General features: G+C 38.4%; 10 protein-coding genes. 7 read left to right on the top strand and 3 right to left on the bottom strand.

What is annotated here, in order from left to right; all coding sequences use genetic code 11:
* Positions 1-62: 62 nt before the first annotated feature.
* Positions 63-1,193, top strand: a complete 1,131-nt coding sequence (locus ABXH06_RS07910; protein WP_353517857.1) for a GGDEF domain-containing protein — start codon at positions 63-65, stop codon at positions 1,191-1,193.
* A gap of 30 nt (positions 1,194-1,223) precedes the next feature.
* Here ABXH06_RS07910 and argE read toward each other — a convergent pair whose 3' ends face one another.
* A complete protein-coding gene (argE, locus tag ABXH06_RS07905) occupies positions 1,224-2,372 on the bottom strand; it encodes an acetylornithine deacetylase (RefSeq protein WP_353517856.1) in 1,149 nt (382 codons plus the stop codon).
* A gap of 315 nt (positions 2,373-2,687) precedes the next feature.
* Between argE and argC the strand changes: the two genes are divergently transcribed.
* From argC to argA, 6 genes are all read left to right on the top strand, one after another.
* Positions 2,688-3,722, top strand: coding sequence for an N-acetyl-gamma-glutamyl-phosphate reductase (gene argC / locus ABXH06_RS07900; protein WP_353517855.1), 1,035 nt, complete (start codon positions 2,688-2,690; stop codon positions 3,720-3,722).
* Positions 3,722-4,516 carry an acetylglutamate kinase gene (gene argB / locus ABXH06_RS07895; protein ID WP_353517854.1) on the top strand — a complete coding sequence of 265 codons (795 nt, stop codon included), beginning with the start codon at positions 3,722-3,724 and terminating at the stop codon, positions 4,514-4,516. Before argC ends, argB begins: the two co-directional genes overlap by 1 nt.
* Positions 4,517-4,611: 95 nt before the next feature.
* Entirely contained in the window at positions 4,612-5,553 is a 942-nt protein-coding gene (locus ABXH06_RS07890; RefSeq protein ID WP_353517991.1) for an ornithine carbamoyltransferase, read from the top strand.
* Positions 5,554-5,630: 77 nt separating this feature from the next.
* Positions 5,631-6,875, top strand: a complete 1,245-nt coding sequence (locus tag ABXH06_RS07885; RefSeq protein ID WP_353517853.1) for an argininosuccinate synthase — start codon at positions 5,631-5,633, stop codon at positions 6,873-6,875.
* Between the two features lie 12 nt (positions 6,876-6,887).
* Positions 6,888-8,816, top strand: a complete 1,929-nt coding sequence (gene argH, locus ABXH06_RS07880; RefSeq protein WP_353517852.1) for an argininosuccinate lyase — start codon at positions 6,888-6,890, stop codon at positions 8,814-8,816.
* Between the two features lie 28 nt (positions 8,817-8,844).
* A complete protein-coding gene (gene argA / locus ABXH06_RS07875; protein ID WP_353517990.1) occupies positions 8,845-10,158 on the top strand; it encodes an amino-acid N-acetyltransferase in 1,314 nt (437 codons plus the stop codon).
* 102 nt (positions 10,159-10,260) lie between these two features.
* On the opposite strand, the gene pckA is transcribed toward argA, so the two are convergent.
* Positions 10,261-11,871: a phosphoenolpyruvate carboxykinase (ATP) gene (gene pckA, locus ABXH06_RS07870; protein WP_432280230.1), complete on the bottom strand. Its 1,611-nt coding sequence runs from the start codon at positions 11,869-11,871 to the stop codon at positions 10,261-10,263.
* Between the two features lie 351 nt (positions 11,872-12,222).
* Positions 12,223-14,778, bottom strand: a complete 2,556-nt coding sequence (locus ABXH06_RS07865) for a penicillin-binding protein 1A (RefSeq protein WP_353517851.1) — start codon at positions 14,776-14,778, stop codon at positions 12,223-12,225.
* Positions 14,779-14,903 lie beyond the last annotated feature (125 nt).

The following is a 14,903-nucleotide window of genomic DNA, read 5'->3' as shown; positions in this document are numbered from 1 at the left end:
ATAGACAATTTTTCTTGAAAGGAATATGCTGTAGCTTCTCGTAGATAATTGGATGAATCTATATGGGCTCACAGTTTGAAATTGCGTTATCAGTGATTATTGTTTCGATAGTCATGTTTATTGCGTCACTTCTTTTTAAAGATAAAGAAGGCGACAAGCCTGCACGTATTGCCTTTCGTTCGTTTTATTTTTTTACTGTGATATTTTTTGTCGTAATGTCAGCTAATATCCAATCTTCTACGTTATTACTCGATTTTTTTAGTGACGTCTTTTTTGCCTTGTCCGGATTATGTTTAACTATCGGTATATTGTGGCGCTGTCAAAGTAAAATCCCCATTTCATTGGTGTGTAGTTTTGCTGTCATTTATGTCATTTCTGATAAATTTGTCATTGAGTCAAGTGTTCAAGTGGCTTATTTATATAACGTTATCCTTTCACTTGTTTGTGTTTATGCACTATTAAATAGAACGCAAGGAAGTAATGTCGGCGATAAAGGAATGGCACTGGTTATCGCGTTGAACACTTTGTTACTCATCGCAAATTTAGCTAGTTTTACTGGCATCATAAACCATGAATTTTCAACCCAATTCATGGTAACACTTTTCATTTTTGCTCCCGCATATTTAGCAGGATTAACCATTTTTTTATTTTCAAGCTATATGTTAGATGCGCATAAGGCCCTAGAAATAGAAGCGACAACCGATCCATTAACCGAGCTCTATAATCGACGGTTTTTTCTATCTGAATCAAAGCGTATGTTAAAAGCAGCTGAAAGACACAAAGAACCGTTATGCGTGATGATGTGTGATATCGACTATTTTAAACAGGTTAATGATAATTATGGTCATAAAGTGGGCGATAAAGTGTTAAAAGCATTTGCGCATGTCCTGAGTGATTATCTTCGAGGTGGTGATATATTAGCGCGTTATGGTGGGGAAGAGTTTGTCGCTATACTCACTCAAACAGACAAAGTGAAAGCGTTAACCGTTGTTGAGCGGATGCGTGAACAAGTAGAGAAACTATCGTTCGAGACAAATAAAGGCACAATTAATTTAACCGCTAGTTTTGGGATCTGTGAAGTACAAGATTACCATGATATAGAAATGTCGATAAATCATGCTGATAATGCCATGTATGATGCAAAATCGGCGGGGCGAAATGTGGTTAAGCATTATGAAAGTGTGCTGGCTTAACCATCATTTATCATCATTTTAATGGCGACATTAAAAACAATATTGATTGATCATGGCTGCTAGCAGCAAGTTAGTTTTATCTATCTCAGAATAGGCCAAAAATTCATTCGGTTGATGTGCCTGATTTATTGAACCTGGGCCTAGGACAATTGTTTGACAACCTAATTGTTGAATATAAGGTGCTTCAGTTGCGTAGTTAACGGCGCAACATTGATGACCACTTATTTCTTCAGCCAGACTGACGAAGTCACTGGGTTGTTTTTGTTCAAAACTCGGCGAGCTTGGATGTAATTCATCAAAAGAAATTCGATTTGGATATTTTTCTGCTAAAGGCGCTAAAGCCTCTGCAAGTAAATTAATTAATTCAGCATCAGTCATGCCTGGTAGGGATCTCATATCTAAATCAAGTTCACAATGACCACAAATTCTATTCGCGTTATCACCACCCTTAATGGCTCCTAAATTAAGGGTTGGCGCCGTAACATCGAAAGCTTGATTATGATAGTTACTGATGAGCTTTTCTTTTAATGAGATAAGTTCTCCAATGACTAAATACATTATTTCAATGGCATTTACCCCTAAACTAGGTTTACTCGAATGTCCAGATTGGCCTTGAATAGTTATGCGATGAGACATATGCCCTTTATGCATGACTACCGGTACTAAATTTGTTGGTTCGCCAATAATAGCGACATCTGGTTTCATTAATTGTTGTTGAGCGAAAAAACGAGCTCCTGCCATTGTGGTTTCTTCATCAGCAGTGGCAAGAATATATAATGGTTTTTTTAATTTTGACGCGTTCAGGTTTTTACATGCTTGTAAAATAAAGGCAAAGAAGCCTTTCATATCACATGTACCTAAGCCATAAAATTTGTCATCTTTATCGACAACTTTTAATGGGTCTGACTGCCATCTATTTTCATCAAATGGAACCGTATCGCTGTGTCCTGCTAATAAAAGTCCGCCTTCGCCGCTTCCTAACTTCGCTAATAAATTATATTTATTTCGAGTATCGGGTACTTTTTGAATATCAATTGAAAAACCAATTTGTTCAAACCATGTTGCAAGTAGTTGAATAATATCTAAATTTCCTTGGTCCCAACTGGCTTGTGTGGAACTGATGGAAGGGCTTGCAATCAGCTGTTTTAGGGCGTCTGAAAAGTGTGGTAATTGATGCATAAGGGTTCACATTCATAAAAAATAAAATCAGTAGGTAATTATGTTAATTTATTGCATAACTACCCATTAGGTGTTAAATTCTCATTCTAGTGTAGATAACCTAATTTGATAACGCTATGGAAAAATGTTTAATTGATTATTTATTATCGAATAATTTAGAACATAACTGTTATATAGACTCATGTTATTAGGTTTAATAAATCACTTTTTTACTTGGTTAATCATTTCACATAGAAAAAATTAACATGAAAAATTATCATTTTAGCTGATTGAATATAGAACAATTAGCTGAATAAAATTGCAAATAGAGGTTATATGAAAGTCGCGGTTATAGGAGCAAGTGGTTATGTAGGTGCTGAGCTTATCGGTTTATTATCTGCACACGATAAAATATCGCTTGAATATTTAGTTGTTTCTGAAAACAGTAGCTCTGCTGATATGACTTTTTCACAATTGCACCCTCGCTATCTTGGGGTGTGTGATTTACCTCTAGTGTGCTTTTCTCAAGCTTGGTTTGATTCAGCGATTCAAAACATCGATGCGGTATTTTTTGCAACGCCGCATGAATTCAGTGCTGATTGGGCTCAAAGCTTTGTTGATGCTGGTGTTAAAGTATTTGATTTATCTGGTGGTTTTCGTTTAAAGGATAGTCAAGATTACCCGACTTATTATGGCTTTGAACATAAGCACTTAACCGCATTATCGCAAGCAAAGTACGGTTTAGCTGAGTGGGAAAGCGAAAACATTGCCACTACTCAATTAGTCGCGGTTCCTGGTTGTTACCCTACCGCAAGTTTATTATCACTGAAGCCGTTAACAGCAAATCAATTACACCTTGAAAATTCATTGATCGTGGTAAATGGTATAAGTGGTGTTAGTGGTGCGGGTAGAAAAGCTTCATTAGCTACCAGTTTTTATGAGGTTAGTTTAACGCCGTATAATATTTTACAGCACAGACATCAGCCAGAAATTAGCCAAGAAGCCAAAGCACAAGTGATATTTAATCCACATCTTGCACCTTATAAAAGAGGTTTAATGGCAACGGTAACCTTGCAATTAAAATCATCAGTTACAAAAGAGCAAGTTGATCAAGCATTTGAACAAGCATATAAAAATCACCCGTTAGTGCGTTTAACAGGATCTTGGCCGAAAATTGATAATGTAGCGCATACGCCTTTTGCCGATCTCCATTGGCAAGTAGATGCAGAAAAACAGGTAGCTGTGGTGAGTTGTGCCATTGATAACTTATTAAAAGGCGCAGCTTCTCAAGCCGTACAATGTGCCAATATCTCTCTAGGTTTGCCGAGTGAATACAGTTTACTGATACAACAAAATAAAGGCATAAACTAATGGCACTTTCAAATAAGTTAAATAACAAGCCGTTAGTAATCAAGATTGGCGGTGCTATCTTAGAGAAGGCATCAGCTTTGCAATCGTTATTGACCGTTATTGCTTCGTTGCAAAATCAAGCCGTAGTCTTAGTACATGGTGGCGGTTGTGTGGTTGATGAAATGTTAAGCCAAGCGGGCTTTACCACTGAAAAAAAGCACGGTTTACGTGTCACTCCACAGGAACAAATGCAAATTATCTCGGGCGCTTTAGCGGGGAGTGTTAATAAATCAATTGTTGCTGCTGCGTCTAGTTTAAATATGCATGCTGTTGGATTGTCATTATCTGATGGCAATATGGTGTCATGCACGTTAAGCGAAAAAGATTTAGGCATGGTTGGTGAGCCAAGTGCACAATGCAGTAAATTACTGGATAGCTTAATTAATGCGAATTTTTTACCAATTATTTCCTCCATTGGCTCGTTAAAAAGTGGCGAATTGGTCAATGTTAATGCCGATGATGCTGCGGTTGCTATTTGTAAATTACTCAATGCTGAACTGTTATTACTTACCGATGTTAATGGCGTAAAAGATGGCAGTGGGCAATACATACCGTCCTTAAATAATGAACAAGCATCGTCTTTAATTGATCAAGGAGTGATCGCAGGCGGTATGACCGCCAAAGTAAATGCCGCGTTAAATGCGGCTAACCAGTTGCGACGAAGTATCGCGGTGGCCAGTTGGCAATCTCCCGAGCAAATTATTCATTTGCTTAATGGTGAGAATATCGGCACCCGCATTCAACCAAGCAGCTAACTAGCTTCAACCACAATGAAAAAGTTAGTAAGCGTTCATAATTGAAAGATACGTACTCAAAACAGGAAAAGAAAATGACACATCATACTCCAGCATTGGCTAATTTTTTAGCGGATGATCAGTTAACCAAATCAGAAATAATCGCGTTAATAACACTGGCAATTGAAATTAAAAAAAATCCCGCTAACTTTAATCAAGTATTAGCAGGAAAATCAGTGGCAATGATTTTTGAAAAGCCATCATTGAGAACGCATGTCAGTTTCGACATGGGTATTGCAAAACTTGGTGGTCATGCACTTTATTTAGGTCAACAAAACGGTAAGTTAGGTGAACGTGAAAGAGTAAGTGATTACGCGAAAAACCTGTCTTGTTACGCTGACGCCATTGTTGCTCGTGTCTTCGAAAATAGTGCTATTGAAGGGTTGGCTCAGCATGCAAGTGTGCCAGTGGTAAATGCGTTATGTGATTTATATCATCCGTGCCAGTCACTTGCAGATTTTGTTACCTTAGCGGAAATTTTTGCTAAAGATAACATAGCAGATTTAGCAAAGGTCAAACTTGCTTATATTGGAGACGGTAATAATGTTTCTAATTCATTAATGTTGATGGCTGCATTAGTGGGCGTTGACTTTACACTTGTTTGTCCTGAAGGTTACGGGCCTTCACAAGCAATGCTTGAAAAAACACAAGCCCTTGCACCAGTAAGTGGCGCACAATTTACGTTTACCACCGATATTAATCAACTGGGTCAACAAGATGCCATCTATACTGATACTTGGGTATCAATGGGTGATGAAGACCCAAGCAAGAAAGCAACAATATTGAAGGTTTTTGCTCCTTATCAGGTGAATCATGCCTTAATGGAGAAAGCCAACGCGAGTGTGGTAATGCATTGCCAACCCGCACATTTAGAAGAAGAAATTACCACTGCACTTTTTGATGATGAAGAAAAATCTGTCGTGTTCCAAGAAGCGGAAAATAGAATGTGGGCACAGTGTGCTGTATTAGCGTCGTTATTTAGTGATTACAGTAAATAAAAGTGAGAGAAAATAACTAACATAAAACCTGAGCATTCAGGTTTTTAAACAAATTTAAAATTTATAGGTAGATTGAAATGGCTTTAGCAGCAAAGAAAAAAATCAAAAAAGTAGTATTAGCATATTCAGGTGGATTAGATACTTCAGCGATCATTCCATGGTTAAAAGAAAATTATGAAGGTTGTGAAGTTGTCGCTTTTTGTGCTGATGTTGGACAAGGCGAAGAAGAGTTAGTTGGTATTCAGGAAAAAGCGATTGCTTCTGGTGCTTCAGAATGTCATGTGGTTGATTTAAAAGAAGAATATGTAAAAGATTATATTTACCCTATTTTAAAAACGGGTGCGGTTTATGAAGGGCAATATTTATTAGGAACCTCGATGGCGCGTCCGGTTATTGCGAAGGCTCATGTTGAAGTAGCGCTTAAAGTTGGTGCCGACGCTGTATGCCATGGTTGTACTGGTAAAGGTAATGACCAAGTGCGTTTTGAGTCTTGTTTTGCCGCACTTGCTCCACAACTAACTGTTATTGCGCCATGGCGTGAATGGGACATGGTTTCTCGTGAAGATTTATTAGATTATTTAGCAGAACGTGATATTCCTTGCTCTGCGTCATTAACGAAAATTTACAGCCGTGATGCAAACTCTTGGCACATTTCTCACGAAGGCGGTGAATTAGAAGACCCTTGGTGTGAACCTTCAAAAGAAGTGTGGACCATGACCGTTGATCCAATGGATGCACCTGATGAAGCAGAACGTGTTCAACTAAGCTTTGTAGAAGGTGAGTTGGTTGCTGTTGATGGGCAAGATTTTAAAGACACAGGTTCTCCTGCCCATGAAGCCTTGATGTACTTAAATGCCAAGGGAGCTGCTCACGGTGTTGGTCGTATCGATATCGTAGAAAACCGTTTGGTTGGTATGAAGTCCAGAGGTTGTTATGAAACTCCAGGCGGTACCATTTTAATGGCGGCATATAAAGGCTTAGAAACCTTAATTTTAGATAAAGAATCATTAAAATATCGAGAGTCAATTGCACTGGAATTTTCTCATGTGATTTACGATGGTCGCTGGTTTACGCCATTAGCGAAATCTCAATTGGCTGGTGCGGCGTCTTTAGCGGAAAAATTAACCGGTGACGTTGTTGTTAAACTATATAAAGGTATGGCGCAAGTTACCCAACGTCGTTCTCCTAATTCATTGTATTCAGAAGAGTTTGCGACTTTTGGTGCTGACGATGTTTATGACCAAAAACATGCAGAAGGCTTTATCCGCTTATTCAGCTTATCAAGCAGAATTACAGCACTCTCTCAATCAGATAAGAAGTAAAGGATAAGTACAATGGCATTATGGGGCGGAAGATTTAAAGAAAAAGCGAGTTTACAATTTAAAAAGTTTAATGACTCGCTACCCGTTGACTATCGCATGGCGGTACAAGACATTGTCGGTTCAATAGCATGGGCTCAAGCTATTCATGAAGTTGGCGTGATCAATGATGACGAATTAACACGTTTAACGGCAGCATTAGAAGAACTTAAAGCATCGGTTGAAGAAAATCCTAAACAAATTTTAGCATCCGATGCAGAAGACATTCATAGCTGGGTTGAAATTCAGTTAATCGAGAAAACGGGTGATCTAGGTAAAAAGCTTCACACCGGGCGTAGTCGTAATGACCAAGTGGCAACGGACTTAAAACTTTGGTGTAAAGAAACGGGTGGCGATTTATTATTTGCCTTAGTTAATTTACAGCAATCTATGATGAACCTTGCTGAACGTGAAAAAGACACTGTTTTACCGGGTTATACACATCTACAACGTGCGCAACCAGTTACTTTTGGGCATTGGTGTTTAGCCTATGTTGAAATGTTTAATCGTGATATTGGTCGATTAAAAGATGCCCTGTATCGGTTAGATGTTTCACCACTTGGCTCAGGTGCGCTTGCGGGAACCGCTTACCCGATTGATCGTAAAGCACTGGCAAACCGTTTAGGGTTTAGAACAGCGACGATGAATAGTTTAGATGCTGTCTCAGATAGGGATCACGTCATTGAATTATTAGCTTCCGCGAGTATTTCAATGATGCATTTATCACGTTTTGCTGAAGATCTAATTTTTTACAACTCAGGCGAAGCTGGCTTTGTGGAAATGAGTGATCTCGTCAGCTCAGGCTCTTCGTTAATGCCGCAAAAGAAAAACCCAGATGCCTGTGAATTAATTCGGGGTAAAGCTGGTCGAGTGTTTGGGTCTTTAACTGGCATGTTAACGACAATGAAAGCACTGGCGCTCGCTTATAATAAAGATATGCAAGAAGACAAAGAAGGTCTTTTTGATGCAATGGATACATGGCAAGAATGCATGGAAATGGCGGTGCTTGTCGCTGATGGCTTAAAAGTGAATCGCTCACGTACGCTTGCCGCTGCACAGCAAGGTTACGCAAACGCTACTGAGCTTGCTGATTACTTAGTCGGTAAAGATATTCCGTTCCGCGAAGCGCATCATATTGTGGGTGAAGTAGTGCTGGCGGCAATTGATAAAGGCGTGCCGTTAGAAGATCTAACGATTACTCAGTTACAAGAATATTCTGAAAAGATTGAACAAGATGTTTATCAACATTTATCAATTGAATCTACGCTTGATAAACGTGAAGCGCTTGGTGGTACTTCTCGTTCTCAAGTTGAAAAAGCATTAGCAACAGGCAATGAAGAAATTCTCAATGAGCAAGTAGTTGGTGCACCAGGAAAACAACAAACTGAAGTGGCATTAAAGCAAGTGAAGCAACGGCTAAATGCACAGAAAGCTGCAGCAATGTCAGTGCGCCGCGCAAGAATGTCTGACGTGGATAACATATATCAACAAGTTAATTTTTGGGCGGACAAAGGTGAAATATTACCTCGTTCTCGTGACAATATTATTCACGATATCCAAAATTTCGTGGTTGCTGAATTAGCTGGCAATGTGGTTGGTTGTGCCTCGCTTTACATTTATCAAACTGGCTTGGCAGAAATACGTTCCGTTGTTGTTGCAGATAATGCGCAAAAACAAGGGCAGGGCGAAGCATTAGTTCAATACTTGCTTGAGTTTGCCCATCAAATGGAATTAGAGCAAATTATCGTGCTGACTTATATTCCTGAGTATTTTAGTCAACTTGGTTTTACCACGATTGATAAATCGACATTGGCTGACAATATCATCGAAGACAGTGAACCAAGCCCGCATAAAGACCCTGCTGATGAAGTCGCAATGCAATATATTGTTGGTCAAAGTAAGTAATAAAAGTAGATGTTAAATAATGGATGATATGAATACTGGCGATCAAAATTACGTTAAATGGTTTAGAAACGCTGCTCCTTATATTAATGCACACCGTGGTAAAACTGTGGTGTTGATGTTCGGAGGTGAGGCGGTGTCTCACCCAAATTTTGCCAATATTATTCATGATATTTCATTATTAAGAAGTTTAGGGGTGAAACTTGTGGTGGTGCATGGCGCAAGACCACAAATTGAAAACAGTATTAAGCAACGTGGCATTAAACGTAATATTGAAAATAATGTTCGCGTAACTGACGCCGAAACACTCGTAGCGGTAAAAGATGCTACCGGCTCTTTACGATTACATATCGAAGCGCTGTTAAGTACCGGGTTAGCTAACTCTCCCATGCACGGCTCTCAAATTAGGGTGAGCACAGGCAATTTTGTTATTGCTAAACCTATGGGGGTTCGTGAAGGGATAGATTATAAGTATACTGGCTCAGTTCGAAGAATTGATTCAGATGGCATAAATATGCAGCTAGATTATGGCTCCATTGTGCTCCTTTCTCCCATTGGTTATTCGCCAACTGGCGAAGTGTTTAACTTAGCGTTAGAAGATGTTGCCACGCAAACAGCCATTGCTTTAAAGGCTGACAAATTAATTGCCTTAACAGATGATGCGGGATTAATTGATCAATCCGGCAAACTGATCCGTAGTTGTAGCGTTCGTACGGTTAAAACCTTATTGGATGAAAAAGATTGTCATGTTCGCCAATTATTACTGCGCTCTATTATTCAATGTGGTGAAAATGGTGTTGAACGTTGTCATTGTGTTAGTTATCAAAGTGATACTGCATTATTACAAGAATTATTTACTCGTGATGGTGCCGGAACCTTAATAGCCAAAGATCATAAAGAAGAACTCTCAACAGCCACAATCGATGATGTTGCCGGAATCTTAGAGCTGATTCAGCCTCTTGAAGAAGAAGGGGTGTTAGTGAAACGGTCGAGAGAATTACTGGAAGTCGAAATTGATCGCTTTACTGTGCTCAAAAAAGAAGATGTGATCATTGCTTGTGTTGCACTGTACCCATATGCCGAAGCAAATACAGGAGAAATAGCTTGTGTGGTGATTCATCCTGATTATCGAAAAGGTAACCGAGGTGAAAGATTAATGGCGGCAGTGGAAGAAAATGCCAAGAAACAAGGCTTTGATTCTGTTTTTGTCTTAACTACCGTGAGTGGTCATTGGTTTCTAGAACAAGGCTTCACTGAACAGCCAATTGAGAAACTTCCAGAAGGTAAAAAGCAAATGTATAACTTTCAGCGAAAGTCGAAAATATATGTTAAAAACCTCAGGTAATTAATACATCAAATTAAAAACCCGACTAACTTTCGTTACTCGGGTTTTTTAAACACTTGCCGTTAAATTTGCGCTGACACAGAGTGAAAGCGCAGGCTAAAACTAAAGTTCAGGCCCTGCTTTTACTAATGCCTTACCGTTGTCGGTATCGGTGAATTTGTCAAAATTATTAACAAAACGAGTAGCTAAATCTTGCGCTTTTGTTTGCCATTCTGCCGCATTTGAATATGTATCACGAGGATCAAGGATCTCGGTATTTACACCCGGTAATGCGGTAGGAACACTTAAGTTAAACAGCGGTAATGTGCGGGTTTCTGCACTATCGATAGAACCATCTAATATTGAGTCTATTATCGCACGAGTATCTTTAATAGAGATACGTTTACCTGTGCCATTCCAACCAGTATTGACTAAATAAGCTTCAGCACCAACTGCTTGCATACGCTTACGTAGAACTTCAGCATATTGAGTTGGATGTAAACTTAAAAAAGCAGCACCAAAACAACTTGAAAATGTAGGTGTTGGTTCAGTGATCCCACGTTCTGTTCCCGCTAACTTTGCGGTAAAACCAGATAAAAAGTAATACTCAGTTTGTGCCGGAGTCAATTTAGAAACAGGTGGTAGAACGCCAAAAGCATCTGCTGTTAAGAAAATGACCTTTTTAGCATGTCCAGCACGTGAAACGGGTTTAACAATATTATCGATATGATGAATTGGGTAAGAAACACGAGTGTTTTCTGTTTTTGAGTTATCATCGAAATCAACTTTACCATTGGCATCAACCGTTACATTTTCTAATAACGCATCACGACGAATGGCGTTATAGATGTCAGGTTCATTTTCTTTACTTAAATTGATGGTTTTAGCATAACAACCACCTTCAAAGTTAAACACACCGTTGTCATCCCAACCGTGCTCATCATCACCAATTAACTCACGTTTAGGATCTGTAGAAAGCGTTGTTTTACCGGTGCCCGATAAACCAAAAAATATAGCAACATCACCTTTTTTACCGACATTGGCACTACAGTGCATTGAAGCAATACCTTTTAAAGGTAATAAGTAGTTCATCATTGAGAACATACCTTTTTTCATTTCACCGCCGTACCAAGTACCACCGATTAATTGAATTTTTTCGGTTAAATTGAAAGCGACAAAATTTTCTGAATTCAAGCCTTGCTCTTGCCATTTGTCATTGGTGGTTTTTGCGCCATTCATTACTACGAAATCGGGTTCGTAATCTTTTAACTCTTCATCCGAAGGTCGAATGAACATGTTTTTTACAAAATGTGCTTGCCAAGCGACTTGAGTAATAAAACGTACTTTCAAACGCGTATCTTCATTGGCGCCACAATACGTATCAACTACAAATAAACGTTGGTCTGAAAGTTGTGTAGTAACTAATGATTTTAAATGATCCCAAGTTTCTTGAGTCATAGGTTTGTTATCATTTTTACCTTGATCTGACCACCATACTGTATCTCGTGAAGTATCGTCACGTACGATATATTTATCTTTAGGAGAACGGCCAGTAAAAATACCAGTATCAACATTCACGGCTCCAAGCTCAGTGACTACGCCTTTTTCATAGCCCTCAAGATCAGATTTAGTTTCTTCTGCAAACAACAAATCATAAGACGGGTTATAAACAACCTCTGTCGCATTATTAATGCCGTATTGAGATAAATCGATAGTTTTTGGCAAAGCAGTCATAACAAATAAGCTCCTAAAGTATGACGATATTGTGAATTTTTAAGTTCAAGGTAATGTTGAGAGCGCAATTTTAGGTGATTTTTAATCAAAACGAAAGAAATATTTCTTTCGATCTGAAAGTTTTCATAATAACTTTCAATTATGGCGAGAATTTTTAGGTGAATAAGCGACACAATTTAACCACTATTAAAGGAAGGCTAGAAAAAATGGCATGAAAAACATTTTGGTATTTTATTAAAAATGTAGGAATATACACAAAAAAGCGGAATTTTAGTGAAAAATCCCGCTTGAAATCTGAAAAATTCATTCGAAACGAAAGAAGTTTTCAACAAATAAAACTTGACCAAATAGTTAGAAAATTTCTTCAGTCTGAGTTTTATTATCAAAGATATCGTGGCTGTTATCTTTGGTGACATATTCGGTCGGAGCAGTCCCTAATTTAAAATATTCAAAGATACTGGTTCTATCTGTACGTTTGGTTAATTTTCCTGTTTGCTTATCTATTCGCACAGAAACGATGTTTTCTGGTTGCATAAATGGTTCAACTGGAAGGTCTGCTAATGCCGTACGCATAAATGAAATCCAGGCGGGTTGTGCCGACTTCGCGCCAAATTCTTTACCGGTAATTTGGTTTTTATCAAGATTTTTATTATAAGAAGAGCTACCCAAATTTCGAGACGGATCGTCAAAACCTATCCATGACGTGGTGACGATTCTTCGACTATAACCTGAAAACCAAGCATCTTTTGCTTCGTTTGTTGTGCCCGTTTTACCGGCAATATCTCTTCGTTTTAGTGTTCTTCCTCTAAAGCCGGTGCCTTGCCATCCTGGATTTATAGACCAATCAGCTCCCCAAATTGCTTCATTTAAGGCTTGCGTGATCAAAAAAGCATTTTGTGGACTTATGACACGTTCCGCTTTAATTAACGGGTGCTCTTTGGAAATTGATTGCTGTGAAGTAAGCGTGTTAGCTATATTCTCTGGAATAGGATCTAAGTCTGCCGTTAATTGTGAATTATTATCAAAATGACTACAGTCATCGCAGGCGATAGCAGGGTTGGCTTGATACACAATATTACCGAAAGAGTCTTCAATTCTTTCAATGATATAAGGCTCGATTAAAAAACCATTATTGGCGAATGTAGCAAAACCTGTTGCAACTTCCATTGGCGTGAGTGATGCAGAACCTAGAGAAAGTGATTCATCACGGGGTAGTTCATCGGGAGCGAAACCAAAAGATGCTAAATGAGGTATAATTTTATTTAAACCGACCTCTCTAAATAATCGTACTGCTACCACGTTTTTTGATTGAGCTAATGCTCTTTTAACTCTAATTTCACCGGAATAAATTGCTGGTGAATTTTTTGGTCGCCATACTACCCCTGTGATGTCATTTGATTGATTTATAGGGGCGTCATTGACGATTGATGCAAGGGTAAAACCATTTTCTAAAGCGGCTGAATATACAAAAGGTTTTATATTTGAACCCACTTGTCGTTTCGCTTGAGTAACTCGGTTAAATTGAGAATGTTTATAACTAAATCCGCCCACTACTGCTTTAATAGCACCGTTATCTGGAGATAAAGAAACAAGCGCAGAACTTGCCGAAGGAAACTGACTTAAAGCATATTGTTGGCCTTGTTGTCTTACATATACTACATCGGCATATTTTACGATCTCATTGGCAAACTGTGGTGCGGGTCCTTGTTTATCATCATTGATATATTCTCTAGCCCAAGATAAGCCCTGCCAATTAATCCTTTCGACTTGATTGTTTGGCAAAGTCACTTCGATTGATTGTTCTTCGACTTTAGTAACCACAGCTGGAAATAGAGGCGGATAACTTTCTATATCGCTTAATGCATCCTCGATTTCGTTGATATTTAATGGATCTATTTCTACAATTTCAATTTCTTCATGCTGATCACCTTGCGGGCGAAGAGACATAATTGGACCTCTATAGCCATGACGTAAGTCATAATTAAGGAGATTAGAAATAACCGCATGCTCTGCAGATTTTTGTAGTTTAGAAGTGACCGTTGTAAAAACTTTATAACCTCCAGTGTAAGCCTGTTCTTTCCCGTATCGGTCAATCATTTCCTGATGTGCCATTTCAGCCGCGTAAGGAGCACTTAATTCAATGATAGCCCCATGCTTTTTAGCCGTGATAGGCGCATTTATCGCTTGTTCAAATTCTTCTCTAGTAATGTAATCAGTCACTAACATACGTTGTAAAACAACGGCTCGTCTTGATAAAGCGCGATCAGGTCTACTTATTGGGTTTAACGTAGAAGGTGCTTTTGGCAAACCTGCCAATACCGCAATTTGAGCAAGCGTTAAATCTTTAACATCTTTATTGTAGTAAACTTGTGCCGCTGCCCCGAAACCAAAAGATCGATGACCTAAAGGTATTTTATTCATATATAACGCGAGTATTTCATCTTTTGATAATAAGTATTCGATATGGAATGCGGTAAATATTTCACGAATTTTTCGGATATAGGTTTGCTCTCTTGTTAAAAAGAAATTACGAGCAACTTGCATTGTGATCGTACTTGCTCCCCCCTTATTTTGACCAATAAGTTGACCAATAACTGCGCGCGTCATACCTATAGGATCAACACCAAAATGTAAGTAAAAACGGTCATCTTCAGTCGCTAAAATGGCATTAATTAGCTGTTTAGGCATCTCATCAAGTGTTAATGGGATCCTTTTTTTCTCACCAAACTGGTTCATTAGTTGGCCATCGGCACTATATATTTTCATCGGTGTTTGCCATTGAAGATTTTTTAATGACTCAACACTCGGTAATTCACTTCGAAGCAAAAAGTAAGTAATTACAAGGGCTGCAAGTCCAAAAAGCGTTAAAAACAATCCAACTTTTAGTAGGTTTTTGAAAGAAAACAAAATAAAGCGCTCAATAAAATTTAAAAAAATTGCCGATTACTACTAGTATATCCTTTAAAAGCATGTAATAAATGTATTTATCTGGAAAATATATCTATATTATTATAATAAAATGATTTAGTAGG

The organism is Thalassotalea sp. SU-HH00458 (genome assembly GCF_040362795.1).
In the GTDB taxonomy this organism is placed as follows: Bacteria; Pseudomonadota; Gammaproteobacteria; order Enterobacterales; family Alteromonadaceae; genus Thalassotalea_H; species Thalassotalea_H castellviae.
The sequence above is the reverse complement of the archived record's forward strand: the minus strand, read 5'-3'. Positions and strand labels throughout refer to the sequence as shown.

Bases quoted from the DNA above. Each gene is read 5' to 3' on its own strand.
- ABXH06_RS07910 (WP_353517857.1), top strand. From the start codon at position 63: ATGGGCTCACAGTTTGAAATTGCGTTATCAGTGATTATTGTTTCGATA.
- argE (WP_353517856.1), bottom strand. From the start codon at position 2,372: ATGCATCAATTACCACACTTTTCAGACGCCCTAAAACAGCTGATTGCA.
- argC (WP_353517855.1), top strand. From the start codon at position 2,688: ATGAAAGTCGCGGTTATAGGAGCAAGTGGTTATGTAGGTGCTGAGCTT.
- argB (WP_353517854.1), top strand. From the start codon at position 3,722: ATGGCACTTTCAAATAAGTTAAATAACAAGCCGTTAGTAATCAAGATT.
- ABXH06_RS07885 (WP_353517853.1), top strand. From the start codon at position 5,631: ATGGCTTTAGCAGCAAAGAAAAAAATCAAAAAAGTAGTATTAGCATAT.
- argH (WP_353517852.1), top strand. From the start codon at position 6,888: ATGGCATTATGGGGCGGAAGATTTAAAGAAAAAGCGAGTTTACAATTT.
- argA (WP_353517990.1), top strand. From the start codon at position 8,845: ATGAATACTGGCGATCAAAATTACGTTAAATGGTTTAGAAACGCTGCT.
- pckA (WP_432280230.1), bottom strand. From the start codon at position 11,871: ATGACTGCTTTGCCAAAAACTATCGATTTATCTCAATACGGCATTAAT.